The organism is Glycomyces buryatensis, assembly GCF_004912275.1.
GTDB lineage: Bacteria > Actinomycetota > Actinomycetes > Mycobacteriales > Micromonosporaceae > Glycomyces > Glycomyces buryatensis.
The window spans coordinates 40,064-63,870 of record NZ_STGY01000067.1 but is presented as its reverse complement, the minus strand read 5'-3'; the positions used below and the strand labels follow the sequence as shown (position 1 = coordinate 63,870).

Below are 23,807 nucleotides of genomic sequence, written 5' to 3'. Positions count from 1 at the left end.
TCCGATGGGTATTCGAGAAACGTGGGGTATTCGAGAAGCGGAGCGGCATGGGGTCCCTTTCAAAATATTGGGAGCGGTACCATGCACATCTTCACAAATAAATCCATATATGTCAATGGATTGCGGGATTAAGTCGCTGGTGGGCCGCTCGTACCCCGCACTACCAGCTTCGATTCCAGCCGCAGATACGCGCCCGGTTCCCTGACGCCGCGCAGCTGCTCGTCCGCGGCCTGCACGGCCAGTTGCGCCAGCTTCGGCACGTCCTGACGGACCGTCGTCAGGTCGATGTGGCTGAGCCCCGCGATGTGGCTGTCGTCGTAGCCCACGATCGAGATCTGTTCGGGCACATTGATTCCCGACCTGGTGAACACGTCGAGCAAGCCGATCGCGGCCAGGTCGTTCGACGCGAACACCGCCGTCGGCAGCGGGCCCGTCTCGGCCAGCAGCTCCCTCGCCGCATCCGCGCCGGCCTCCTCGGTGTGATTGCCGGGGAGGACCCGAATGTGTTCACCCAGCCCGTGCCCGCGCATCGCGTCCCGGTAGGCGCGCCGCCGCTCCGGCGCACCCGGCCGCGAACCGCCATCGACGTGGACGATGTCCTTGTGCCCCAGGCCGACCAGGTAATCGATCACCTCGCGGGCACCGGGCCGGTCGTAGGTCGTGACGATGTCGACGGGGCAGTCGCGGAGGCCGCGCCCGATCAGGACCGTCGGGATTCCCTCGACGATGGAAGCGATCTCATCGTCGGGAATGGTCGGTCCGCACAGCAGCAGCGCCTCGCTGCGGTGACCGATGAGCGCCTCGATCGCCTTGTGCTCGTCGCGGGTCGGCACGGCGGCCGAGAGGACCAGGTCGTACCCGAGTTCCTCGGCGGCCGGATAGATCGCCTCGACCAGGTCGACGTGGTACGGATTGCGGGCGGTGAACAGGATCCCGAGGACCTTGCTGCGGCCTCGGGCCAGCAGTCGGGCGGCCATGTCCGGGCGATAGCCCAGGTCGGAGGCCGCCTTGAAGACCCGTTCGCGCGTTCCAGGGCTAGCGCCGGGCTGGTCGCGGAACACCAGGGAGACCAGGGCCCGAGAGACACCCACCTTGGCGGCCACATCCGCCATCGTGGGCCGGCGGGACCGCGATGCCGGGGCGCGGTCGGGCTGGTCTCGCGGGGGTTGGGAACTACTCAATCCGTCTTCCTTCCATATCCAACTTTATTGAAATTTCCAGTAACTCGTCGTTGACCTGCGAACATGTTCGTTCGAGTTTAGCGGCCCGCTCCCACGGGGTCGGTTCCAGAAAGACGAATGCCCCTCCCGATGCGGCCATAGACTCGAACGGGAGGTGAACATCATGAACCAACTAGCGGTCAAGAACTTCGGCCATCCCGACGAGTCGATGGACCTCAGCGGCCACGGCAAGAAGGACACCGTGATGATCGACGGCATGCCCGTCGAACTCTCGGAGTTCCGGAAGGGCTGGCGCTGGTCCAACGACGTCAAGCCGATCGCCGGGACCGATTCCTGCCAGGCGCACCATCTCGGCTACTGCATCGAGGGGCACCTGGTCGTCCACATGAACGACGGCACCGACAAGGACATCAACGCCGGCGACGCGTTCGAGATCCCGGCGGGTCACGACGCGGAGGTGGTCGGCGACGACAATGTCGTCCTGGTCGACTTCGGCAAGGCCTTCGACAACCGGTAACCGCACGACGCACCGGGCCGCGTTCGAACCACGAGCGCGGCCTAAACCTCGCCCAACCCCTGAGACACGCTTTCCACCAGGTGTCGGATCACATTGGCCCCAGTGGCAGACTTGACGACGTGTTGCGATGGATGACAGCTGGAGAATCACACGGACCCGAACTCGTGGTCACCCTCGACGGCCTCCCGGCCGGAGTCGAGCTGACCACCGACGCGGTGGCCGCCGAACTGGCGCGCCGCCGCCTCGGTTACGGCCGCGGCGCGCGCATGAAGTTCGAGGCCGACGCCGTGAGCTTCATCGGCGGCGTCCGCCACGGGCGCACCCTCGGCTCGCCCATCGCCATCCGCGTCGGCAACTCCGAGTGGCCCAAGTGGGAGACCGTCATGGCGGCCGACCCGGTCGACCCCGCCGAACTCGCCGGTATCGCCCGCAACGCCCCCCTCACCCGGCCCCGCCCCGGCCACGCCGACCTCGCCGGCATGCAGAAATACGACCACGACGACGCCCGCCCGATCCTGGAGCGGGCCTCCGCCCGCGAGACCGCCGCGCGCGTCGCCGGAGCCACGGCCGCCAAGGCCTTCCTCAAGCAGGCCTTCGGCATCGAGATCGTCTCCCACGTCAAGGCCCTCGGCCCCGTCCGCGCCAAGGACGGCCTCGTGCCCACCCCCGACGACGCCGCGGCCGTCGACGCCGACCCGCTGCGCTGCATGGACCCCGAGGCCTCCGCCCGCATGGTCGCCGAGGTCGATGCCGCCAAGAAGGACGCCGACACCCTCGGCGGCGTGGTCGAGGTCCTCGCCTACAACGTCCCGCCCGGGCTCGGCTCCCACGTCCAGTGGGACCGTAAGCTCGACGCCCGCCTCGCCACCGCGCTCATGTCGATCCAGTCGGTCAAGGCCGTTGAGATCGGCGACGGCCTCATGCAGGCGAGCGTCCGCGGCTCCCTGGCCCACGACGAGATCGTCCCCGGTCCAGGCGGCGCCCAGCGTCTCACCGACCGCGCCGGCGGACTCGAAGGCGGCATCACCACCGGCCAGCCGGTCCGCGTCTCCGCCATGCTCAAGCCGATCTCGTCCCTGACGCGACCGCTGCGCACCATCGACACCGAGACCGGAGAGGCCGCCGAGGCGATCAACCAGCGCTCCGACGTCTGCGCCGTCCCCGCCGGGGCCGTCGTCGCCGAAGCCATGGTCGCGTACGTGCTCGCCGAGGCCGCGCTGGAGAAGTTCGGCGGCGACTCGGTCGGCGAGGCCCGCCGCAACCGCGAGACCTACATCGAGAACCTGCGGGTGCGCTGATGGCCCTGGTGGTAGTGGTCGGACCCCCGGGTTCCGGCAAGACCACGATCGGCACCGCGCTGGCGGAGCGGCTCGGGGTCGTTTTCCGCGACACCGACGCCGACATCGCCGCCGCCGCGGGCAAGCCGATCCCGGACATCTTCGTCGACGACGGCGAGGAGCACTTCCGGGCGCTCGAACGGGAGGCGGTGCGCCGCGCCGTGGCCGAGCACGACGGCGTCCTGGCGCTCGGCGGGGGAGCGATCCTCGCGGCCGAGACCCGCGAACTGCTCGCCGACATCCTGGTCGTCCACCTGCGCGTGGACCTCGCCGAGGCCGTCAAGCGCACTGAGATCGACCGCGGCCGCCCGCTGCTCAACGTCAACCCGCGCGCCACGCTCCGCCGGCTCATGGACGAGCGCCTGCCGCTCTACCGCGAGGTCGCGGACATCGAGATCGACACCACCGGAAGGGACATCGTCGCCTTGACCGACGAGATCGCCGCCAGGATCGGCACCCGCACCGTCACCGTCAACGACGCCGAGACCCCCTACTCCGTCCTCATCGGACACGGAGTGGTCGAGCGGCTGCCCCTGTTCATCGGCAAGGCCGCCCGCGCCGCCGTCATCCACACCGCCAACACCTCGGAACTGGCCGAACGCGTCGGCTCGCTGCTGCCCGACGGCGTCGAGGCGACCCTCATGGAGATCCCCGACGCCGAGGACGGCAAGTCCATCTCGGTCGCCGAGCAGTGCTGGGAGGCCCTCGGCGCCGAAGGCTTCACCCGCACCGACCTGGTCATCGGCGTCGGCGGGGGAGCGGTGACCGACCTGGCCGGCTTCGTCGCCGCCTGCTGGCTGCGCGGCGTCCCCGTCGTCCACGTCCCCACCTCGCTGCTCGGCGCGGTCGACGCGGCCGTCGGCGGCAAGACCGGCGTGAACACCGCCGCCGGAAAGAACCTGGTCGGCTCGTTCCACCCGCCGCGCGCGGTCCTGGTCGACCTCGACAACTTCGCGACGCTCCCGCGGCGCGACCTCGCGGCCGGACTGGCCGAGGTCGTCAAGGCGGGCTTCATCGCCGACCCGGTCATCCTCGAGCTTGTGGAGGCCGATCCCGAAGCGGCGCTTGATGCCTCGGGCCCGGTCGTGGCCGAGCTCGTGGAGCGGGCGATCGCCGTCAAGGCCGAGGTCGTCGGCTCCGACCTCAAAGAGGGCGGCCTGCGTGCCGTCCTCAACTACGGGCACACCTTCGCCCACGCCATCGAGAAGCTGGAGCACTTCCGCTGGAGGCACGGCGACGCCGTCGCCGTCGGCATGGTCTACGCCGCCCACCTGAACGCCATCACCGGACGCGTCGACCTGGTCGAGCGCACCAAGGCCGTCCTGGAGTCCATCGGCCTCCCGACGACCTACGATGCCGAGCGCTGGGACGAGATCGTCGCGGTCATGAAGATCGACAAGAAGAACATCGGCGCCACCCAGCGCTTCGTCCTCCTCGACGATCTGGCCAAGCCGGTCGTGGTCGATGACGTCACCGCCGAGCAGCAGCGCGAGGCCTATGAGAGGCTGACGGCATGAAGGTGCTCGTCCTGAACGGCCCCAATCTGAACCGGCTCGGCAAGCGGGAGCCCGCGATCTACGGCTCGCAGACGCTGGCCGACCTCGCCGAGCTCTGCGTGAAGACCGGCTCGGAGCTCGGTCTGGAGGTCGACTTCCGCCAGACCAACGCCGAGCACGAGCTGCTGGAATCGCTGCACCAGGCCGCCGACGAGTCGATCCCGGTGGTGCTCAACGCCGCGGCGTGGACCCACACCTCGGTCGCGATCGGCGACGCCTGCGCGCAGCTGACCGCCCCGCTCATCGAGGTCCACCTCTCGAACGTGCACAAACGCGAGGAGTTCCGGCACCATTCGTACGTGTCGGCCCACGCCACCGGCGTCATCGTCGGACTCGGCTTCGGCGGCTACGTCGCGGCCCTGAACCACATCGCCTCCCTGTAGGAGCTGCGCCGCTGAACACAGCCGGTGCTCCTGAACGGGGGAGGATCCCCGGCGGCGGCTACCATAGACCGTCGGTCAATCGCTAACCTCTACCGAAAGAGACGAACGCCCGTGGCATCCACGAACGATCTCAAGAACGGCCTGGTGCTCAACCTGGAGGGCCAGCTCTGGCAGGTCCAGGAGTTTCAGCACGTCAAGCCCGGCAAGGGCCCCGCGTTCGTGCGCACGACCCTGAAGCAGATCCCCTCGGGCAAGATCGTCGACAAGACCTTCAACGCCGGCACCAAGGTCGAGACCGCCCAGGTCGACCGCCGCACGATGCAGTACCTCTACAAGGAGGGCGAGGACTTCGTGTTCATGGACATGGAGACCTACGACCAGTTCCCGCTGGGCCCCGGCCTGGTCGGCGACGCCGCCGAGTGGATGCTGGAGAACTCCGAGACGACCGTGGCGATGCACGAGGGCAGGGCCCTCTATGTCGAGCTCCCGGCCGCCGTCGAACTGGTCATCACCTACACCGAGCCGGGCCTGCAGGGCGACCGCTCCTCCGGCGGCACCAAGCCCGCCACCGTCGAGACCGGCGCGAACGTGAACGTCCCGCTCTTCATCGACAACGGCGAGAAGATCAAGGTCGACACCCGCGACGGCAAATACCTTTCGCGGGCATAGGGCAGTGGCGAAGCAGCAGAACACCGGGCGAGGCCTGTCCGCGCGCACCAAGTGGCGGATGCGGGCAGTGGAAATCCTTTACGAGGCCGAGAGCCGGGACGAGACCGTCGACACGGTCCTGACCGAGCGCTCCAAGCGCGCCCTCGACGACCCTGAGGCTCCCCGCCTGCCGGCCTACGCCGAGCAGCTGGTGCGCGGCGTATACGAGCGCCGCGGCGAGCTGGACGAGGCCCTGGCGCGTGCCGCCTCGGGCTGGTCGGTCCAGCGGATGCCCATTGTCGACCGGAACGTCCTGCGGGTCGGCCTGTACGAGATCCTCTTCGAGGACGACGTGGACACGCCGGTGGCCATCAAGGAGGCCCTGCGGGTCGCCGAGCAGATCGGCTCCTCGGACGACACCTCGTTCATCAATGCGGTTCTCGACGCCGCCGCCAAGGCCGAATAGCCAAGCGGCACCGAAACACGACGGCCGGGTCGCCCCCTCGGGGCGGCCCGGCCGTTTGTCGTACTGCGCTTCTACTCTTCGGTCGCGAAGAAGGCCTGCAGGTCGTGGACCAGCACGCCGAAGTCCTCGAGCTTCTCGATCAGGCCCGAAGGCGTGGTCGAGTAGATGACCGCGAGGGTGTACAGGTCGTCGGCGCGGATCGACAGGATCCGGCCGTTGTAGTCGCCGCGACGCTGCTGAATCGAGCGTGCCAGCTTGGCGACGTGCTCCAGGTCGGGGTCCGGGTGGTCGTACAGCGCCTCAAGGTTGAGGACGATCTTCTCGGGCTGCTCGACGGGGAGCGGCACGCCCTCCGGCAGCAGCTCCGAGACGGGGATGCGGTAGAAGTCGGCCAGCTCGGCGAGGCGGCTGACGGTGATGGACCGGTCCCCGCGCTCGTAGGAACCGATAACGACGGCCTTCCACTTGCCGCCGGACTTGTCCTCGACGCCTTGCAGAGACAGTCCCTGCTGCATGCGGATGTCGCGCAGCCGGTTGCCGAGCGCCTTGGCGTAGTCAGATGTCGCCATGTTGGAATCAACTCCAAGTTTTCGGTACGAGAGGAATCCTATTGTTGACTACGGTCGGTGACCATTGGCCGTTGGGGTGCCCGAAACACGTGTTCTTCGTCGCGTAAGGCCCTCACAACCGTTGTCCAAACCTTACTAAACCCCTCATCCGGTCGACTTTCAGCGTCACCTCGGCCCGGTCTGCCTTCACGCACAGTTACGAGCGACGTAAGATGGCCCGCGACGAAACCGTTCTTTAACAGACCGTCCCGTGAGGCGGAGAAGGAGGTTCGCGTGGTTGCTCCTGCCCTGCGGCAGACACCTGGTGATCCCAACGGCGGCAAGCAGATCCTGGCCGCCGACGACATCGGCCGGATTCTCGACCGCATCGCCCATCAGATCCTTGAGAAGACCAAGGGCGCCCCCGACACGATGCTCCTGGGCATCCCCACCCGGGGCGTGGCCCTCGCCGGCCGCCTCGCCGAGCGCATCCGGCGCTTCGCCGACATCGACGTCCCCGCCGGCACCCTCGACATCACTCTCTACCGCGACGACCTCCGCCGCGGCGGCGCCCTGCGCGCGCTCGGACCGACCGACCTGCCGCAGTCCGGCGTGGACGACCAGCGGGTCATCCTCGTCGACGACGTCCTCTACTCCGGGCGCACCGTCCGCGCCGCCCTCAACGCCCTCCTCGACCTGGGCCGCCCCGCGCAGGTGCAACTCGCGATCCTGGTCGACCGCGGCCACCGCGAGCTGCCCATCCGCGCCGACTACGTCGGCAAGAACATCCCCACCGCCCGCAATGAGAACGTGGCCGTGCGCCTGGTCGAGTACGACGATCGCGACGCCGTCATCCTGACCGGAGGCGAGGAGCGATGAAGCACCTCCTGACGACCAAGGAGCTCACCCGCGACGAGGCCGAGCTCATCCTCGAGCTCACCGGGCAGATGGCCGACGCCGTCTCCGGCCGCGAGGTCCCCAAGCTCCCGACCCTGCGCGGGCGCACCGTGGTCAACCTCTTCTACGAGGACTCCACCCGCACCCGCACCTCCTTCGAGACCGCCGCCAAGCGCCTTTCCGCCGACGTCGTCAACTTCTCGGCCAAGACCTCCAGCGTCAGCAAGGGCGAGAGCCTGCGCGACACCGCGCTCACCTTGCAGGCCATGGGCGCCGACGCCGTCGTCATCCGCCACCCCGCCGCCGGAGCCCCGCAGCGCCTCACCCAGTGGCTCGACGGCGCCGTCCTCAATGCCGGCGACGGCACCCACGCCCACCCCACGCAGGCCCTGCTCGACGCCTACACCATGAAGCAGCGGCTCGGCGGCATCGAGGGACGCACCGTCGCCGTCGTCGGCGACATCGTCCACTCCAGAGTCGCCCGCTCCAACGTGTGGCTGCTGTCCAAACTGGGCGCCAAGGTGCGCCTGGTCGGACCGCCGACCCTGTTGCCCGCCAACCTGGAAGAGTGGCCGGTCGAGGTCGCCTACGACCTCGACTCCAGCCTCTCCGACGCCGACGCGGTCATGATGCTCCGCGTCCAGCGCGAGCGCATGAACGACGCGTTCTTCCCCACCGCCAACGAATACGCCCGCCTCTACGGGCTCGACGAGCGCCGCCTCGCGCTCATGCCCGACCACGCCATCGTCATGCACCCCGGGCCGATGAACCGGGGCATGGAGATCGCCGCGGCCGTGGCCGATTCGCCGCGCGCCACCATCACCGAACAGGTCGCCAACGGCGTCTGGGTCCGCATGGCCGTCCTCTACCTCCTGCTCACGAATGGAGAGACCGCATGAGCGACATACTCATCAAGGGAGCCGACCTGGTCGGCAAGGGCCGATCGGACGTGCTCATCTCGGGCGGCCGCGTCGCCGAGACCGGCTCGATCACCGCGGCGTCGTTGAAAGGCACCGGCGCCGAAGTCGTCGACGCCGACGGCCTGGTGCTCCTGCCCGGCCTGGTCGACCTCCACACCCACCTGAGGGAGCCCGGCCGCGAAGACGCCGAGACCGTCCGGTCCGGCACCCGCGCCGCCGCCAAGGGCGGCTACACCGCCGTGTGCGCCATGGCCAACTCCTACCCCGTCGCCGACACCGCCGGTGTCGTCGAGCAGGTCGCCGCGCTCGGACGCGCCGCGGGCTACGCCGACGTCCAGCCCATCGGCGCGGTCTCCGTCGGCCTCGGCGGGGAACGCCTCGCCGAGATCGGCGCCATGGCCCACTCGGCCGCCGCCGTCAGCATGTTCTCCGACGACGGCCACTGCGTCTCCGACGCGCGCCTGATGCGCCGCGCCCTCGAATACGTCAAGACCTTCGACGGCCTCATCGCCCAGCACGCCGAGGAGCCCCGGCTCACCGAGGGCGCCCAGATGAACGAGGGCACCGTCTCAGCCGAACTCGGCCTGCCCGGCTGGCCGTCGGTCGCCGAGGAGTCGATCATCGCCCGCGACGTGCTCCTGGCCGAGTACACCGGCGCGCGGATCCACTTCTGCCACATCTCGACCCGGCGGTCGGTCGACATCATCCGCGAGGCCAAGGCCCGCGGCGTCGCCGTCACCGCCGAGGTCTGCCCGCACCACTTGCTGCTCACCGACGAGGCCGCCCGGTCCTACGACCCGGTCTTCAAGGTCAACCCGCCGCTGCGCCGCGAGGCCGACGTCCTGGCCCTGCGTGCCGCGCTGGCCGAGGGCGTCGTCGACGCGGTCGCGACCGACCACGCCCCGCACGCCCCGCAGGACAAGGACTGCGAGTGGGCGGCCGCCCGTCCGGGCATGCTCGGCCTGGAGACGGCCCTGTCGATCTCGGTGCTCGCTCTCGGCGGGCCCGAGGACGTCGACTGGGACGTCGTCGCCGAGCGCACCTCCCGCACCCCGGCGCGCATCGCCCGACTCGAAGGCCACGGCCACGACCCCATCGCCGGGGCGCCGGCCAACTTCACCCTGGTCGACCCGGCCCGGTCCTGGACCGTCGTGCCGGCCGAACTCGCATCCCTCTCCCGCAACACCCCCTACGCCGGGATGGAACTCCCGGTAACGATCCAGGCGACGTTCCTTCGCGGACGCGCTACCGTCCTCGAAGGCAAGCTTGTGGAGGAGACGACCGTATGACCAGCAGAGCACCCGCGATCCTCGTACTCGAAGACGGCCGCGTCTTCCGGGGCGAGGCCTTCGGATCGGTCGGCGAGACCTTCGGCGAGGCCGTCTTCAACACCGGCATGACCGGCTACCAGGAGACCCTCACCGACCCGTCCTACTACGGACAGGTCGTCGCCCAGACCTCCCCGCAGATCGGCAACACCGGCTGGAACGACGAGGACGACGAGTCCCGCCGCATCTGGGTCGCCGGATACGTCGTCCGCGACCCCTCCCGCGTCGCCTCCAACTGGCGCTCCAAGCGCGGGCTCGAGGACGAGCTCGCCACCCAGGGTGTCGTCGGCATCTGCGGAGTCGACACCCGCGCCCTCACCCGCCACCTGCGCGAGGCCGGCGCCATGCGGGTCGGCATCTCCTCGCGCTCCACGGACGCCGATGCCCTGCTCGCCAAGGTCAAGGCCTCGCCCCAGATGGCCGGCGCCAACCACGTCGGCGCCGTCACCACCGCCGAGCCCTACACCTACGAGGCCGAAGGCACCGCGAAGTACACCGTCGCCGCCATCGACCTGGGCATCAAGCGCAATACGCCCCGGCGCCTGGCCGCGCGCGGCATCACCACCACGGTCTTCCCGGCCGAAGCCACGGTCGAGGACCTGCTGGCGGACGGCCCCGACGCGGTGTTCCTCTCCAACGGCCCCGGCGACCCCGCCACCGCCGACCACCAGGTCGCCGTCACGCGCGAACTCCTGAAGCGGAACGTCCCGGTCTTCGGCATCTGCTTCGGCAACCAGATCCTCGGCCGCGCGCTCGGCCTGGACACCTTCAAGCTCAAGTACGGCCACCGCGGCATCAACCAGCCCGTGCTCGACCGCCACACCGGCAAGGTCGAGATCACCGCGCACAACCACGGTTTCGCCTTGGCGCCACCGGAATCGGGCGAATTCTTCGACACCGACTTCGGCCGAGTCCAGGTCAGCCACGTGTGCCTCAACGACGACGTCGTAGAAGGCCTCACCTGCCTCGACGTCCCCGCCTACTCCGTGCAGTACCACCCCGAGGCCGCCGGCGGGCCGCACGACGCCGACTACCTGTTCGACCGCCTCACCGCGCTCATCGACAAAGAAGGGGCTGCTACCGATGCCTAAACGCGACGACATCCACCACGTCCTGGTCATCGGCTCCGGCCCCATCCAGATCGGCCAGGCCTGCGAGTTCGACTACTCCGGCACCCAGGCCTGCCGCGTCCTGCGCGAAGAGGGCATCAGGGTCACCCTGGTCAACTCCAACCCGGCCACGATCATGACCGACCCCGAATACGCCGACGCCACCTACGTCGAGCCGATCACCCCCGAGGTCATCGAGCAGGTCATCGCCCGCGAGAAGCCCGACGCGCTGCTGCCGACCCTCGGCGGCCAGACCGCGCTCAACGCCGCCGTCGCCCTCCACGAGGCCGGCATCCTCGAGAAGCACGGCGTCGAACTCATCGGCGCCGACATGGACGCCATCCAGCGCGGCGAGGACCGCCAGCTGTTCAAGGACATCGTCATCAAGGCCGGCGGCGAAGTCCCGCGCTCCGCCGTGTGCCACAACATGGACGAGGTCAAGGCCACCGTCGACGACCTCGGCCTGCCCGTGGTCATCCGGCCCTCCTTCACCATGGGCGGCCTCGGCTCCGGCATGGCCCACACCTGGGACGACGTCGACCGCATCGCCGGCAACGGCCTCGCCGAGTCCCCGACCACCGAGGTCCTCATCGAAGAGAGCGTCCTGGGCTGGAAGGAATACGAACTCGAGCTCATGCGCGACCGCAATGACAACGTCGTCGTGGTCTGCTCCATCGAGAACGTCGACCCCATGGGCGTCCACACCGGCGACTCCGTCACCGTCGCCCCCTCGATGACCCTCACCGACCGCGAATACCAGAGCCTGCGCGACCTCGGCATCGCCGTGCTCCGCGAGGTCGGCGTCGACACCGGCGGCTGCAACATCCAGTTCGCCATCGACCCCGCCACCGGGCGCATCATCGTCATCGAGATGAACCCGCGCGTCTCGCGCTCCTCCGCGCTGGCGTCCAAGGCCACCGGCTTCCCGATCGCCAAGATCGCCGCGAAGCTCGCCATCGGCTACACGCTGGACGAGATCCCCAACGACATCACCAAGGCCACGCCCGCCGCGTTCGAGCCGGCCCTGGACTACGTCGTCGTCAAGGTCCCGCGCTTCACCTTCGAGAAATTCCCCGGCGCCGACCCGACCCTGACCACCACCATGAAGTCCGTCGGCGAGGCCATGAGCCTCGGCCGCACCTTCCAGCAGGCCCTCCAGAAGGCCCTGCGCTCCACCGAGACCAAGCAGGCCGGGTTCTGGACCAGACCCGACCCCGAGGACGCCGACCTCGCGAACACCCTTGAGGCGCTTCGCACCCCGCACGACGGCACCCTCTACACCGCCGAGCGGGCCCTGCGCCTCGGCGGCACCGTCGACCAGGTCCACGAGGCCTGCAAGATCGACCCGTGGTTCCTCGACCAGGTCGCCCAGCTGGTCGACCTGCGCGCCGAGATCGAAACGGCCGTCGTCATGGACGAGGCGCTGCTGTGGAAGGCCAAGCGCGCCGGCTGCTCCGACGCCCAGATCGCCGCCCTGCGGCCCGAACTCGCCGGAGAGACCGGCGTGCGCACCCTGCGCCGCCGCCTCGGCCTGCGGCCGGTCTACAAGACCGTCGACACCTGCGCCGCCGAGTTCGCCGCGAACACGCCCTACCACTACTCGACCTACGAGGACGAGACCGAAGTGGCGCCCTCGAACCGGCCGAAGGTCATGATCCTCGGCTCCGGTCCCAACCGCATCGGCCAGGGCATCGAGTTCGACTACAGCTGCGTCCACGCCGTCCAGGCGCTCCGCGAGGCCGGCTACGAGACCATCATGGTCAACTGCAACCCCGAGACCGTCTCGACCGACTACGACACCGCCGACCGGCTCTACTTCGAGCCCCTCACCTTCGAGGACGTCGCCGAGGTCCACCACGCCGAGCACACCAGCGGCAAGGCCGCCGGGGGACCGGGCGTCGTCGGCGTCATCGTCCAGCTCGGCGGCCAGACCCCGCTGGGCCTGGCCGACCGCCTCGCCGCCGAGGGACTGCCGATCGTCGGCACCTCCCCGCAGGCCATCGACAACGCCGAAGACCGCGGCGTCTTCGGCAAGCTCCTGGACGAGCTCGGCCTCGTCGCCCCCGCGGGCGGCGCCGCCACCTCCTTCGAGGAGGCCCGCGCCGTGGCCGCCGAGATCGGCTACCCCGTTCTCGTCCGTCCCTCCTACGTCCTCGGCGGGCGCGGCATGGAGATCGTCTACGACGAGGACACCCTCGCCGGATACATCTCCCGCGCCACCGAGGCCAGCCCCGAGCACCCGGTCCTCATCGACCGGTTCCTCGACGACGCCATCGAGATCGACGTCGACTGCCTGTGCGACGGCGAGGACGTCTACATCGGCGGCATCATGGAGCACATCGAGGAGGCCGGCGTCCACTCCGGCGACTCCTCCTGCGCGCTCCCGCCGATCACCCTCGGCGCGGCCGTCATCGAGCAGATCCGGCACTACACTGCCAAACTCGCCTTCGGCATCGGCGTGCGCGGCCTCATGAACGTGCAGTACGCCCTCAAGGACGAACAGCTCTACGTCCTCGAGGCGAACCCGCGCGCCTCCCGCACCGTCCCGTTCGTCTCCAAGGCGACCGCGGTTCCGATGGCCAAGGCCGCCGCCCGCATCGCACTCGGCGCCCGCATCGCCGAACTGCGCGCCGAAGGCATGCTCCTCCCCGAAGGCGACGGCTCCGACACCGCGCCCGACGCGCCCATCAGCGTCAAGGAGGTCCTGCTGCCCTTCAAGCGCTTCCGCACCACCGAAGGCGCCGGCATCGACGCGCTCCTCGGCCCGGAGATGAAGTCCACCGGCGAGGTCATGGGCATCGACCGCTCCTTCGGGCTCGCCTTCGCCAAGGCCACCCTCGCCGTCTACGGGAAGCTCCCCACCTCGGGGAAGGTGTTCGTCTCCGTCGCCGACCGCGACAAGCGCTCCATCGTCTTCCCCATCCGCAGCCTGGTCGACCTCGGCTTCACCGTCTACGCCACCGACGGCACCGGCCTGGTCCTGCGCCGCCACGGCATCGACTACACGCCGGTCGCCCGCCACTCCGGCGGCACCGGCACCCACACCCAGGACGCGGTGAGCCTCATCGCCTCCGGCGGCGTCGACTTCGTCATCACCACGCCCTCGGCGTCCACCGGGCCCCGCACCGACGGCTGGGAGATCCGCTCCGCCGCCGCCGTCGCCGACATCCCCTGCGTCACCACGATCCAGGGCGCCGCCGCCGCGACCCAGGCCATCGAATCGGCCGCCCGCGGGGAGATCACCGTCACCCCGCTCCAGGAACTCCACCAGCGCCTGCGCGGCGCCGAGCGAGTTTAAAGCCGCAGGTGAGCGGCGCGACGTCCGTGGCCGTGTCGCTCACCGCCCGAATTGACGTATACAGGTAGATGATGCTCTATCAAACTCTGGCCCGACCGGTCCTGTTCAGGATCGGGCGGGGCGACGCCGAAGCAGCGCACGACACCACCTTGCGCTGGCTCTCGCGCGTGTCCACCCAGCGGCAGATCCGCAATGCGCTCATCAAGGTCAACCGCGTGAACGCGCCCGTGGAGGTCTGCGGAATCCGGTTCCCCAACCCCATCGGGCTCGCCGCGGGCATGGACAAGAAGGGGCTGGCCATCGGCGCCTGGCCCGCCCTCGGATTCGGCTTCGCCGAACTCGGGACCGTCACCGGCCAGGCCCAACCGGGCAACCCCCAACCGCGCATGTACCGGCTCCGCAAAAGCGGCGCGATCATCAACCGCATGGGCTTCAACAACGACGGCGCCCAGGCGCTGGCGGCCCGGCTCACCGCGGCCCCGCCCGTGGACTGCCCGCTCGGCATCAGCATCGGCAAGTCCAAGGCCGTGCCGATCGAGCAGGCCGTGCCGGACTACCTGCACTCGCTGCGGACCCTGTACCCCTTCGCGGACTACTTCGCCGTCAACGTCTCCTCGCCGAACACCCCAGGCCTGCGCCAGCTCCAGGACTCCTCGGCGCTGCGGGAACTGCTCGGCGCGATCCGGGCCGAGGGCGACCGCATCGCCGCCGGGCGGCCGCGTCGCCCGGTCTTCGTCAAGATCGCCCCCGACCTGACCGAATCGGCCATCGCCCAGCTGCTCGAGGTCTGCCTGGAGACCGGCGTGGCCGGCGTCATCGCGACCAACACCACGCTGGGACGCGACCGGGTGGACCCGAGCGAGGACGCCATCGCCGCCGAGCCCGGCGGCCTCTCCGGCCGCCCGCTCACCGAGGTGTCGCGAGAGATAGTCCGCTTCGTGCACACCGAAACCGGGGGGCGGTTGCCTATCATCGGTTCCGGCGGCATCATGACGCCCGATGACGCCGCATCCATGTTCGACGCGGGCGCCAGCCTGGTCCAGATCTACTCGGGCCTGATCTACGGCGGTCCCTCGGTGGTCCGCGGTTCCGTCCGTCGCTACAAGAAGTTCGCCAAGCAGCGCGCCAAAGCCGCCGCGCATCCCCCGTCCCGACCCTCACCCACGACCTAGGCCACGCTCCTCGAAGACCGTGCTTTTGAAAGGAAGCTAACCGTGTCCGCAAAGAAGGATTTCGGCTCCCGCGCGTTTCACATGTTCGATGCGCGAGGCCCGCTGTGCGCCGGAATCGACCCCCATGGAGCCCTGCTTCAGCACTGGGGCCTCGACGATGACCTCGCCGGGGCCGAGCGCTTCGCGATGACGATGGTCGAGGCCTGCGCCGGGACGGTCGGATTCGTCAAGCCGCAGTCGGCGTTCTTCGAGCGATTCGGCTCGGGCGGCATCGTCCTGCTCGAACGCGTCATCGCCGAGAGCCGCCAGGCCGGCGCCCTGGTGATCCTCGACGTCAAGCGCGGTGACATCGGCTCGACCATGGCCGCCTACGCCCAGGCGTACCTCGACCCGGCCTCGTCGCTGGCCGTCGACGCCATCACCGTCAGCCCCTTCCTCGGAGTCGGCTCCCTCCAGCCCGCCTTCGACCTCGCCGCCGCGCACGGCAAGGGCCTGTTCGTGCTCGCCCGCACCTCGAACCCCGAGGGCAAGCAGGTGCAGATGGCCCGCCGCCGCGACGGCCGATCGGTGGCCCAGTCGATCATCGACGAGGTCGCCGAGCACAACGGCGAGGCCGAACCGCTCGGTTCCTACGGCATCGTCCTGGGCGCCACTGTGGGCGCCTGCGCGAGCGAAGGTGAGGCCAGGCTGCGTGAGTCGACTTACGGAATCACCCACACGCAGGTCCGTCAACGTGACACCGCTCACGATTTGTCCGACTTCAACGGCCCCATCCTCGTACCGGGCATGGGGGCGCAGGGGGGCAGGCCGAGTGATCTTCCGCGCGTGCTGGGACCGGCTGTAAACTTCGCGATTCCGGCCTATTCCCGACAAATCGCACAGCCAGGTCCGGCCGTGGCGAGCATTCGCAGCGCCGTCGAGGCGTTGCAGGCCGAGTGCCGGGCGGCGACGAGGGAATAAATCGCCCGCTCTCTTGGCGGGAGATAGCCCCACCCCCGGTCACAGGCGTGTCGGAGGCTGGGGTTACCGTTCCCGAGCTGGGTATGCTTTGGCGATACCCGCACGTCAAGGTCCAGAGGGACGAAACCATCGACTGCAAGGAGACCCCGTGCCGCTCCCTAAACTGACACCGGAACAGCGCGCCGCAGCCCTCGAAAAGGCCGCCGCCGCCCGCAAGGCCCGCGCCGAGCTCAAAGAGAAGCTGAAGTCGGGCGAGACCACCCTGGACGCGGTTCTGAAGTCCGCCGCGACCGATGACATCTCCGGAAAGATGAAGGTCTCGGCCGTCCTCAAGGCCCTCCCGGGCATCGGCGACAAGCGCGCCACTCAGATCATGGAGAAGCTCAAGATCGCCGACTCGCGTCGGCTGCGCGGGCTGGGCGAGCACCAGCGCGCCGCGCTTCTGGATGAATTCAAGGGCGACCAGGCCTAACTTCGGGTAGTAGTAGTCGCGTGAGCATCGATTTTCCGCACGCCGCTCCGGCACAGCGTCTGACGGTCCTCTCCGGCCCGTCAGGGGTTGGCAAGGGCAGTGTCAAGGCCCTCATCCAGGAGTACTACCCGTGGGTCTGGCTCTCCGTGAGCTGCACGACCCGCCAGCCGCGCCCGGGTGAGGTCGACGGCGCCGACTACCACTTCGTGTCGACCGACCAGTTCGAATCGATGATCGCCGCGGGGGAGTTCCTTGAATGGGCCTCCTACGCGGGGAACCTGTACGGAACCCCCCGCGGCCCCGTCGAAGAGCGCCTTCGAGCCGGACTCCCGGCACTGCTCGAAATCGAACTCCAGGGCGCCCGCCAGGTCCGGCGCAGTATGCCGGACTCCCAGCTGGTGTTCCTGGCCCCGCCGTCATGGGACGAACTGGTCCGCCGCCTCACGGGGCGGGGGACCGAGGACGCCGCGACCATCGAGCGGCGCCTGAAGGCGGCCCGCGCTGAGCTGGCCTCCGAGGCCGAGTTCGATCACACGGTCACGAATGTGTCGATCGAGCAGGCCGCCTCCGAACTGGTAGAGTTGCTGGGTTCACCGGCCATCGTCAAGTCCGGAGCCCGTTAGCACCACGAGTCGCACACGAAGGACAACACGTGTCAGGGACTGTCGCCGACCCCGTCGGCATCACCAACCCGCCGATCGACGACCTGCTCGAGAAGAGCGAGTCGAAGTATCAGCTGGTCATCTACTCGGCCAAGCGCGCCCGGCAGATCAACGCCTACTACTCGCAGCTGGGCGAAGGCCTGCTGGAGTACGTCGGCCCGCTCGTCGAGACCACTCCCGAGGAGAAGCCGCTGTCGATCGCCATGCGCGAGCTCGACAAGGGCCTGCTTGAGACGAAGGCCTTCGACGACCCCGACGCCTAAGGGACGGGCGTGAACATCGTCCTGGGCGTGTCGGGCGGCATCGCCGCCTACAAGTCCGTCACCCTGCTTCGCCTCCTCAAGGAGTCCGGTCACGACGTGACCGTCATTCCCACCGAGGCGGCGCTGAATTTCGTCGGTGAAGCCACCTGGGAGGCCCTCTCGGGCCACCCGGTGGCTTCCGGCGTGTTCGCAGACGTCTCCGAGGTCAAACACGTCCAGCTTGGCCGTCAGGCCGATCTGGTCGCCGTCGTACCCGCCACCGCCGACCTGCTCGCCAGGGCCGCGACCGGCCGCGCCGACGACCTGTTGACCTCGACGCTCCTGACGGCGACCTGCCCGGTGGTCTTCGCTCCGGCGATGCACACCGAGATGTGGCAGCATCCGGCCACCCGCGCGAACGTCGCGACGCTGCGCGAGCGGGGCGCCCATGTGGTCGAGCCCGACTCGGGCCGCCTCACCGGAGCCGACACCGGCCCGGGCCGCCTCCCCGAGCCCGAATCGCTCTTCGCCCTCCTGAAGGGTTTTCTCACATCTGCCCGCCCGTCGCCCACCACCACCCGAACCGGAGTGAACGCTGTTTTCACCCGGGATCTCGTCGGACGCAAGGTCCTGGTGACCGCCGGCGGCACCCGGGAGGCCATCGATCCGGTCCGCTTCATCGGCAACCACTCATCGGGCCGTCAGGGCATCGCCATCGCCGCCGCGGCCGCTGGGCGCGGGGCCGAGGTGACGCTCATCGCCGCCCACGTGGACACGGCTCTGCCCGCAGGGATCCGCGTCGAGCGGGTCGCGACCACCGGCGAGCTGTATGAGGCCACGGTCAGGGCCGCTGTGGAAGCGGACGCGATGGTGCTCGCCGCAGCCCCGGCCGACTTCACTCCGAAGGAAGCCTCGGAGCGCAAGCTCAAGCGCAAGGGCGACCTCGAGCTCGCCCTCACCTCGACTTCCGACATCTCGGCTGCCGTCGGCCGGGCCAAAACTCCAGGTCAGGTCCTCGTGGTTTTCGCCGCTGAGACCCACGACGGCCCCGAGCACGCCCAATCCAAGCTCAAGCGCAAGGGCGCTAACCTGGTGGTGCTCAATGACGTCTCCGGCGGCGCCGTGTTCGGCGAACCGGAGAACTCGGTCACGATCTTCGACGAGCGCGGCGAAATCGATGCGCTCGTCCACGCCAGCAAGGAATCGGTGGCCGATGCCATCTGGGATGCCGTGTCAGCGCGTCTCCCGGCAGGTGGACGCGACTGACACTGCTCGGCCGCGCGTGCCGAGTTGGTGGGAAGATCTGGAGCGAATAGACTTGTGAGCTGCGAAGTCAGTTGAAGTGCGCCGCTGCGCGGCGTGGATGTGTGTTGAGGAGTGCCGTGGCACGTCGCCTGTTCACCTCCGAGTCGGTCACTGAGGGCCACCCGGACAAGATCGCCGACCAGATCTCCGATGGGATCCTGGACGCCCTGCTGGGCGAGGACCCCACGAGTCGGGTCGCGGTCGAGACGCTCATCACCACGGGCCAGGTCCACGTGGCCGGTGAGGTCACGACCGGCGCGTACGCCGACATTCCCCGGATCGTGCGCGACACGATCCTGCGGATCGGCTACGACTCCTCGAAGAAGGGCTTCGACGGCGCCTCCTGCGGCGTGAACGTCTCGATCGGCGGCCAGAGCCCCGACATCGCCCAGGGCGTCGACAAGGCCTGGGAATCCCGTGTCGACGGCACCGACCTCGACGAGCTCGACATTCAGGGCGCGGGCGACCAGGGCCTCATGTTCGGCTTCGCCTGCCGCGAGACCCCTGAGCTCATGCCGCTGCCGATCGCCTTGGCGCACCGTCTTTCCCAGCGCCTCACCGAGGTCCGCAAGGACGGCACCGTTCCGTACCTTCGCCCCGACGGCAAGACCCAGGTGACGATCGAATACGAAGGCAACCGGCCCGTGCGCCTGGACACCGTGGTGGTCTCCAGCCAGCACGCGCCCGACATCTCGCTGGACTCGCTGCTGTCGCCCGACATCGCCGAGCACGTCATCGCCCCCGTAGTGTCCGGACTGGACCTCGACACGGCCGACTACAAGCTGCTGGTCAACCCGACCGGGCGTTTCGAGATCGGCGGCCCCATGGGCGACGCCGGCCTCACCGGCCGCAAGATCATCGTCGACACCTACGGCGGCTACGCCCGCCACGGCGGCGGCGCCTTCTCCGGCAAGGACCCGTCGAAGGTGGACCGTTCGGCCACCTACGCGGCCCGCTGGGTGGCGAAGAACATCGTCGCGGCCGGCCTCGCCGAGCGCTGCGAGGTCCAGGTCGCCTACGCGATCGGCAAGGCCAAGCCGGTGAGCATCGCGGTCGACGCGCAGGGCACCGAGACCGTCGACCCGGCCCGCATCGAGCGGGCCGTGCGGGAGGTCTTCGACCTGCGGCCCGCCGCGATCATCCGCGACCTCCACCTGGTCCGCCCGATCTACTCCATGACCGCGGCCTACGGGCACTTCGGACGCGAGCTGCCGGAGTTCACCTGGGAGGCGACCGACCGCGCCGCAGCTCTGAAAGAAGCCGTGAATTAAGCCGTTGCCCGGTGCCCCCGAACAGTCGGTGGCACCGGGTATAACTGATCAAATGACCGAGTCCCCGACCACGTTCGCCGCGGTGTGCATCGACCACCCACTGCCGCAGCTGAACCGGGACTTCGACTACAAGATCCCCTCCGAACTCCAGGGCGAAGTCGCGGCGGGCTGCCGCGTCAAAGTGCGCTTCAGCGGGCGCCCGCTCAAGGGCACGGTCCTCGCGGTGAAGGACGCCTCCGACTTCCGCGGCCCCTTCCAGCCCGTCCTCGAAGTGATCTCTCCGGGCCCGGTATTGACCCCCGAGGTCTCCCGGCTGGCCCGCGCGGTGGCCGATCGCTACGCGGGCAGACTCTCGGACGTCCTGAGCCTCGCTCTGCCCAAGCGGATGAAGAAGGTCGAGACCGAACCGGCCCGGGAGCGGCACCCGATCACCGCGACACCTCTCCCCACTCTCTGGAATAGATATATCGCGGGCGAGGCATTCGTCCGCGCTCTCGGCGAAGGCAAGTCGCCGAGGGCGGTATGGGGCGCCGTTCCCGGCGAGGACTGGCCGACCCGCCTCGCCGAGGCCGCGGCGACCGCGGCCGCCGCCGGTCGCGGCGCGCTGCTGATCGTGCCCGACCAGTTCCACTTGGCCCGCCTCGATGCGGCGCTGACCTCCGTGCTGGGCCCCGATCGCCATGTCTCCCTTTCGAATGCGACCGGTCCGACCCCGCGATACCGCGCCTTCCTCCAGGCCCTGCGGGGGGAGGTACAGATCGTCGCCGGCACCCAGGTGGCGATGATGGCGCCGGTCGACCGGCTCGGCCTCGTGGCGATCTGGGACGACGGCGACAACAACCTGGTGAGCCTCCACGCCCCCTACCCGCATGCGCGCGAGGTGCTGCTGACACGCGCGGAACTCTCGGGAGCCGCCTGCCTCATCGGCGGATACACCCGATCCCCCCAGGCGCAGCTGCTGGTCGAATCCCGATGGGCCGTGTCGGTGACCGGGGACCGCGAAACCATCCAGGCCGCCGCGCCCCGGGTCGTCCCGGTCGGCGACGAGGGCGACATGGCCGCCGACCCGTCCGGATCGACGGCCCGACTCCCCACGGTGGCATGGGAGGCCGCGAGAAAGGCGCTGAGGGCCGAGCAACCGGTGCTGATCCAGGTGCCGCGGCGAGGCTACGTCCCGGCGGTGTCGTGCCAGCGCTGCCGAGCGCGGGCCATGTGCCCGGACTGTGGCGGGCCGCTGAGCCTGACCGGCTCGCGCCGCCCTCCCGCGTGCACCTGGTGCGGTCGGGTCGATGTCGACCACCAGTGCACGGAGTGCGGCTCGAATCGGGTCCGCGCGGTCGTGATCGGCGCCGAGCGGACCGTCGAGGAGATCGCCCAGGCGTTCCCCGGGGTCGAGGTGCTCGAATCGAATGCGTCGAATCGATTGGAAACGGTGCCGCCCGGCCCGGTCGTGGTGGTCTCGACCCCGGGTGTCGAGCCTGCGGCGCCCGACGGCTACGGCGCGGTCCTGCTGCTCGACACCTGGGCGCTGCTGACCCGCGCCGACCTGGCGGCTTCGGAGGAGGCGTTGCGCCGCTGGGCCAATGCGGTGGCGTTGGCGCGGCCGGAGGGGACCGCCGTGGTGGTCGCCGATGGGGGACTGCCGGTGGTGCAGGCGCTCATCCGCTGGGACCCGGCCTGGTTCGCCTCCCGGGAACTGGCCGAGCGCACCGAGTTGGGTTTCCCGCCGGCGGTGCGAATGGCGTCCCTGACCGGCCCCCTCGGCGAACCTGAGAAGTTCGCCGCGGCCGTGGCGGCGGAGACCGAGGTCGAGGCGGAACCGATCGGCCCGATCCCGGTGGACGAACACACCGAGCGTCTGCTCCTGCGCGTTCGCCGCCGCGACGGCGCCGCCCTGGCGAAGGCCCTGTCGGCGGCCACGGCCGCCAGGGCCAGCTCGAAGGCCGAACTCGTCAAGGTCCAGGTGGATCCCAGAGAGATCGCCTGAGCACTTCCCCGGACGCGTCCTGCGATGGTGAATGCGGCGACCCCCACCCGGTCGCCGTGGTTCGACCCCTCCAATACCGCGGGGAGACTCGCGTTCATCGACTCGGTCGGTGGGTATCCCCAGCATTCGGCCGGTGAATGCGATGGGTCGGCCCTGGCGCGGACCTGTAGGAGGTGAGAATTCGGGCATGGCGGTTCTTATCGGAACCTCAGGTTGGCAGTACCGCGACTGGAGGGGCGAGTTCTACCCCGAGCGGCTCCCGAAGCGGCTCTGGCTGGAGCATTATGCCCGGCACTATCCGACGGTCGAGAACAATGGCGCGTTCTACCGGCTGCCCGACCGCGATACCTTCGCGGGCTGGCGCGACCGCCTTCCCGACGGGTTCGTCATGGCCGTCAAGGCCAGCCGGTTCCTCACCCACATGAAACAGCTGCGCGAGCCCGCCGAACCGGTCGACCGGCTCAGCGACGCCGTCTCCGGGCTCGGTGACCGCCTCGGACCGATCCTGTTGCAGCTGCCGCCGCGGCTCAAGGCCGACCACAAGCTGCTCGCGGCCTGTCTCGACCGATTCCGGCCGGGACAACGCGTCGCCGTCGAGTTCCGCCATGAATCGTGGTGGACCGACGAGGTCCGCCAGGTCATGGGCGAACGCGACGCCGCCGTGTGCTGGTCCGACCGGGGCGGGCGGCCCCAGAACCCGCTTTGGCACACGGCGTCCTGGGCCTACCTGCGGCTGCATGAGGGCACGGCGAAACCCTGGCCGAGCTACGGCGACACCGCGCTGAACACGTGGTGCCGCCGCCTGGACGAGCGGTGGCCGGGCTCCGCCGACTGCTACGTGTACTTCAACAACGACCAGGGCGGCGCTGCCGTTCGGAATGCCGACCGCTTCGCCGAGCTGATGCGCCGGCTCGGCCGCGAAGTCGCCTCGTCGGATCGATGAATTCGCGCCCCTCGGATCGTCTCTACTGATGTCATCGGGTGGGGAACCCGAGCCGCATCTTTTGAGAGGACCGAAACCATGGCACAGAAGATCACCACCAACATCTGGTACAACGGCGACGCCGAGGACGCCATCGAGTTCTACTGCACCCTCTTCGACGACGCGAAGATCACCGACACCGCCCCCTACCTCGAAGACGCCCACGGCGAACCCGGCAAGACCATGATCGTGAACTTCGAGATCGCCGGGCAGAAGTTCACCGCCATCAACGGCGACGACTCCGCCAAGCACGACCACGCCATGTCCCTCCTGGTCGACTGCGAGTCCCAGGCCGAGATCGACCGCCTGTGGGACGCCATCCTCGCCAAGGGCGGCAGCGAGATCCAGTGCGGCTGGATCGCCGACAAGTGGGGCGTCAACTGGCAGATCTGGCCCGGTGAGGCCGACCGGTACGTGATGGGCCCCGACAAGGAGGGTGCCGTGCGCGCCACCCAGGCCATGTACCCGATGAAGAAGATCGACCTTCAGCAGCTCAAGGACGCCTACGAGGGCAAGTGAGCGCCGAATGACCACCGGAACTCGGCTCCCCCTCCCGGGGGAGCCGA

Annotated in this window: 23 protein-coding genes; 21 read left to right on the top strand and 2 right to left on the bottom strand. The window is 69.3% G+C overall.

Features of this window, described 5'->3' with window-relative positions; genetic code table 11:
- Positions 1 to 128 precede the first annotated feature (128 nt).
- Positions 129 to 1,112 carry a LacI family DNA-binding transcriptional regulator gene (locus FAB82_RS18660; RefSeq protein ID WP_136536299.1) on the bottom strand — a complete coding sequence of 328 codons (984 nt, stop codon included), beginning with the start codon at positions 1,110 to 1,112 and terminating at the stop codon, positions 129 to 131.
- Positions 1,113 to 1,344: 232 nt separating this feature from the next.
- On the opposite strand from FAB82_RS18660, the gene FAB82_RS18655 reads away from it, so the two are divergent.
- From FAB82_RS18655 to nusB, 6 genes are all read left to right on the top strand, one after another.
- Entirely contained in the window at positions 1,345 to 1,698 is a 354-nt protein-coding gene (locus FAB82_RS18655; protein WP_136536053.1) for a cupin domain-containing protein, read from the top strand.
- 119 nt (positions 1,699 to 1,817) lie between these two features.
- Entirely contained in the window at positions 1,818 to 2,996 is a 1,179-nt protein-coding gene (gene aroC, locus FAB82_RS18650) for a chorismate synthase (protein WP_136536052.1), read from the top strand.
- The gene (gene aroB / locus FAB82_RS18645) at positions 2,996 to 4,552 is read left to right on the top strand and encodes a 3-dehydroquinate synthase (RefSeq protein WP_136536051.1); all 1,557 of its coding nucleotides are present in this window, start codon (positions 2,996 to 2,998) and stop codon (positions 4,550 to 4,552) included. Before aroC ends, aroB begins: the two co-directional genes overlap by 1 nt.
- Complete coding sequence (gene aroQ, locus FAB82_RS18640) at positions 4,549 to 4,974, top strand: type II 3-dehydroquinate dehydratase (RefSeq protein ID WP_136536050.1); 426 nt, start codon at positions 4,549 to 4,551, stop codon at positions 4,972 to 4,974. Before aroB ends, aroQ begins: the two co-directional genes overlap by 4 nt.
- A gap of 111 nt (positions 4,975 to 5,085) precedes the next feature.
- Entirely contained in the window at positions 5,086 to 5,643 is a 558-nt protein-coding gene (gene efp, locus FAB82_RS18635; RefSeq protein ID WP_136536049.1) for an elongation factor P, read from the top strand.
- A 4-nt stretch (positions 5,644 to 5,647) separates the two neighbouring features.
- Positions 5,648 to 6,088: a transcription antitermination factor NusB gene (nusB, locus tag FAB82_RS18630; RefSeq protein WP_211116676.1), complete on the top strand. Its 441-nt coding sequence runs from the start codon at positions 5,648 to 5,650 to the stop codon at positions 6,086 to 6,088.
- Positions 6,089 to 6,159: 71 nt separating this feature from the next.
- Here nusB and FAB82_RS18625 read toward each other — a convergent pair whose 3' ends face one another.
- On the bottom strand, positions 6,160 to 6,657 hold the full coding sequence (locus FAB82_RS18625) for a transcriptional regulator (protein ID WP_136536048.1): 498 nt from the start codon (positions 6,655 to 6,657) through the stop codon (positions 6,160 to 6,162).
- A 273-nt stretch (positions 6,658 to 6,930) separates the two neighbouring features.
- On the opposite strand from FAB82_RS18625, the gene pyrR reads away from it, so the two are divergent.
- The 15 genes from pyrR to FAB82_RS18550 all read left to right on the top strand — a co-directional run bounded on the left by pyrR (position 6,931) and on the right by FAB82_RS18550 (position 23,760).
- Positions 6,931 to 7,515, top strand: a complete 585-nt coding sequence (gene pyrR / locus FAB82_RS18620; RefSeq protein ID WP_136536047.1) for a bifunctional pyr operon transcriptional regulator/uracil phosphoribosyltransferase PyrR — start codon at positions 6,931 to 6,933, stop codon at positions 7,513 to 7,515.
- Positions 7,512 to 8,432: an aspartate carbamoyltransferase catalytic subunit gene (locus FAB82_RS18615; protein WP_136536046.1), complete on the top strand. Its 921-nt coding sequence runs from the start codon at positions 7,512 to 7,514 to the stop codon at positions 8,430 to 8,432. Before pyrR ends, FAB82_RS18615 begins: the two co-directional genes overlap by 4 nt.
- A complete protein-coding gene (locus FAB82_RS18610) occupies positions 8,429 to 9,742 on the top strand; it encodes a dihydroorotase (RefSeq protein WP_136536045.1) in 1,314 nt (437 codons plus the stop codon). The genes FAB82_RS18615 and FAB82_RS18610 overlap by 4 nt, the downstream gene beginning before the upstream one ends.
- Entirely contained in the window at positions 9,739 to 10,872 is a 1,134-nt protein-coding gene (gene carA / locus FAB82_RS18605) for a glutamine-hydrolyzing carbamoyl-phosphate synthase small subunit (RefSeq protein ID WP_136536044.1), read from the top strand. Before FAB82_RS18610 ends, carA begins: the two co-directional genes overlap by 4 nt.
- A complete protein-coding gene (carB, locus tag FAB82_RS18600; RefSeq protein ID WP_136536043.1) occupies positions 10,865 to 14,188 on the top strand; it encodes a carbamoyl-phosphate synthase large subunit in 3,324 nt (1,107 codons plus the stop codon). Before carA ends, carB begins: the two co-directional genes overlap by 8 nt.
- Positions 14,189 to 14,256: 68 nt before the next feature.
- A complete protein-coding gene (locus tag FAB82_RS18595; RefSeq protein WP_342799467.1) occupies positions 14,257 to 15,360 on the top strand; it encodes a quinone-dependent dihydroorotate dehydrogenase in 1,104 nt (367 codons plus the stop codon).
- A gap of 81 nt (positions 15,361 to 15,441) precedes the next feature.
- Complete coding sequence (gene pyrF, locus FAB82_RS18590; protein ID WP_136536297.1) at positions 15,442 to 16,320, top strand: orotidine-5'-phosphate decarboxylase; 879 nt, start codon at positions 15,442 to 15,444, stop codon at positions 16,318 to 16,320.
- Between the two features lie 148 nt (positions 16,321 to 16,468).
- Entirely contained in the window at positions 16,469 to 16,792 is a 324-nt protein-coding gene (mihF, locus tag FAB82_RS18585; RefSeq protein ID WP_136536041.1) for an integration host factor, actinobacterial type, read from the top strand.
- Between the two features lie 20 nt (positions 16,793 to 16,812).
- The gene (gmk, locus tag FAB82_RS18580; RefSeq protein ID WP_136536040.1) at positions 16,813 to 17,415 is read left to right on the top strand and encodes a guanylate kinase; all 603 of its coding nucleotides are present in this window, start codon (positions 16,813 to 16,815) and stop codon (positions 17,413 to 17,415) included.
- A 29-nt stretch (positions 17,416 to 17,444) separates the two neighbouring features.
- The gene (rpoZ, locus tag FAB82_RS18575) at positions 17,445 to 17,717 is read left to right on the top strand and encodes a DNA-directed RNA polymerase subunit omega (protein WP_136536039.1); all 273 of its coding nucleotides are present in this window, start codon (positions 17,445 to 17,447) and stop codon (positions 17,715 to 17,717) included.
- A gap of 9 nt (positions 17,718 to 17,726) precedes the next feature.
- Positions 17,727 to 18,962, top strand: coding sequence for a bifunctional phosphopantothenoylcysteine decarboxylase/phosphopantothenate--cysteine ligase CoaBC (gene coaBC, locus FAB82_RS18570; protein WP_136536038.1), 1,236 nt, complete (start codon positions 17,727 to 17,729; stop codon positions 18,960 to 18,962).
- Positions 18,963 to 19,078: 116 nt separating this feature from the next.
- Complete coding sequence (gene metK, locus FAB82_RS18565; RefSeq protein WP_136536037.1) at positions 19,079 to 20,272, top strand: methionine adenosyltransferase; 1,194 nt, start codon at positions 19,079 to 19,081, stop codon at positions 20,270 to 20,272.
- Between the two features lie 88 nt (positions 20,273 to 20,360).
- On the top strand, positions 20,361 to 22,259 hold the full coding sequence (locus FAB82_RS18560) for a primosomal protein N' family DNA-binding protein (protein WP_136536296.1): 1,899 nt from the start codon (positions 20,361 to 20,363) through the stop codon (positions 22,257 to 22,259).
- A 187-nt stretch (positions 22,260 to 22,446) separates the two neighbouring features.
- Entirely contained in the window at positions 22,447 to 23,202 is a 756-nt protein-coding gene (locus FAB82_RS18555) for a DUF72 domain-containing protein (protein WP_136536036.1), read from the top strand.
- Between the two features lie 78 nt (positions 23,203 to 23,280).
- Positions 23,281 to 23,760 carry a VOC family protein gene (locus tag FAB82_RS18550; RefSeq protein ID WP_136536035.1) on the top strand — a complete coding sequence of 160 codons (480 nt, stop codon included), beginning with the start codon at positions 23,281 to 23,283 and terminating at the stop codon, positions 23,758 to 23,760.
- The last annotated feature ends 47 nt before the right edge of the window (positions 23,761 to 23,807 follow it).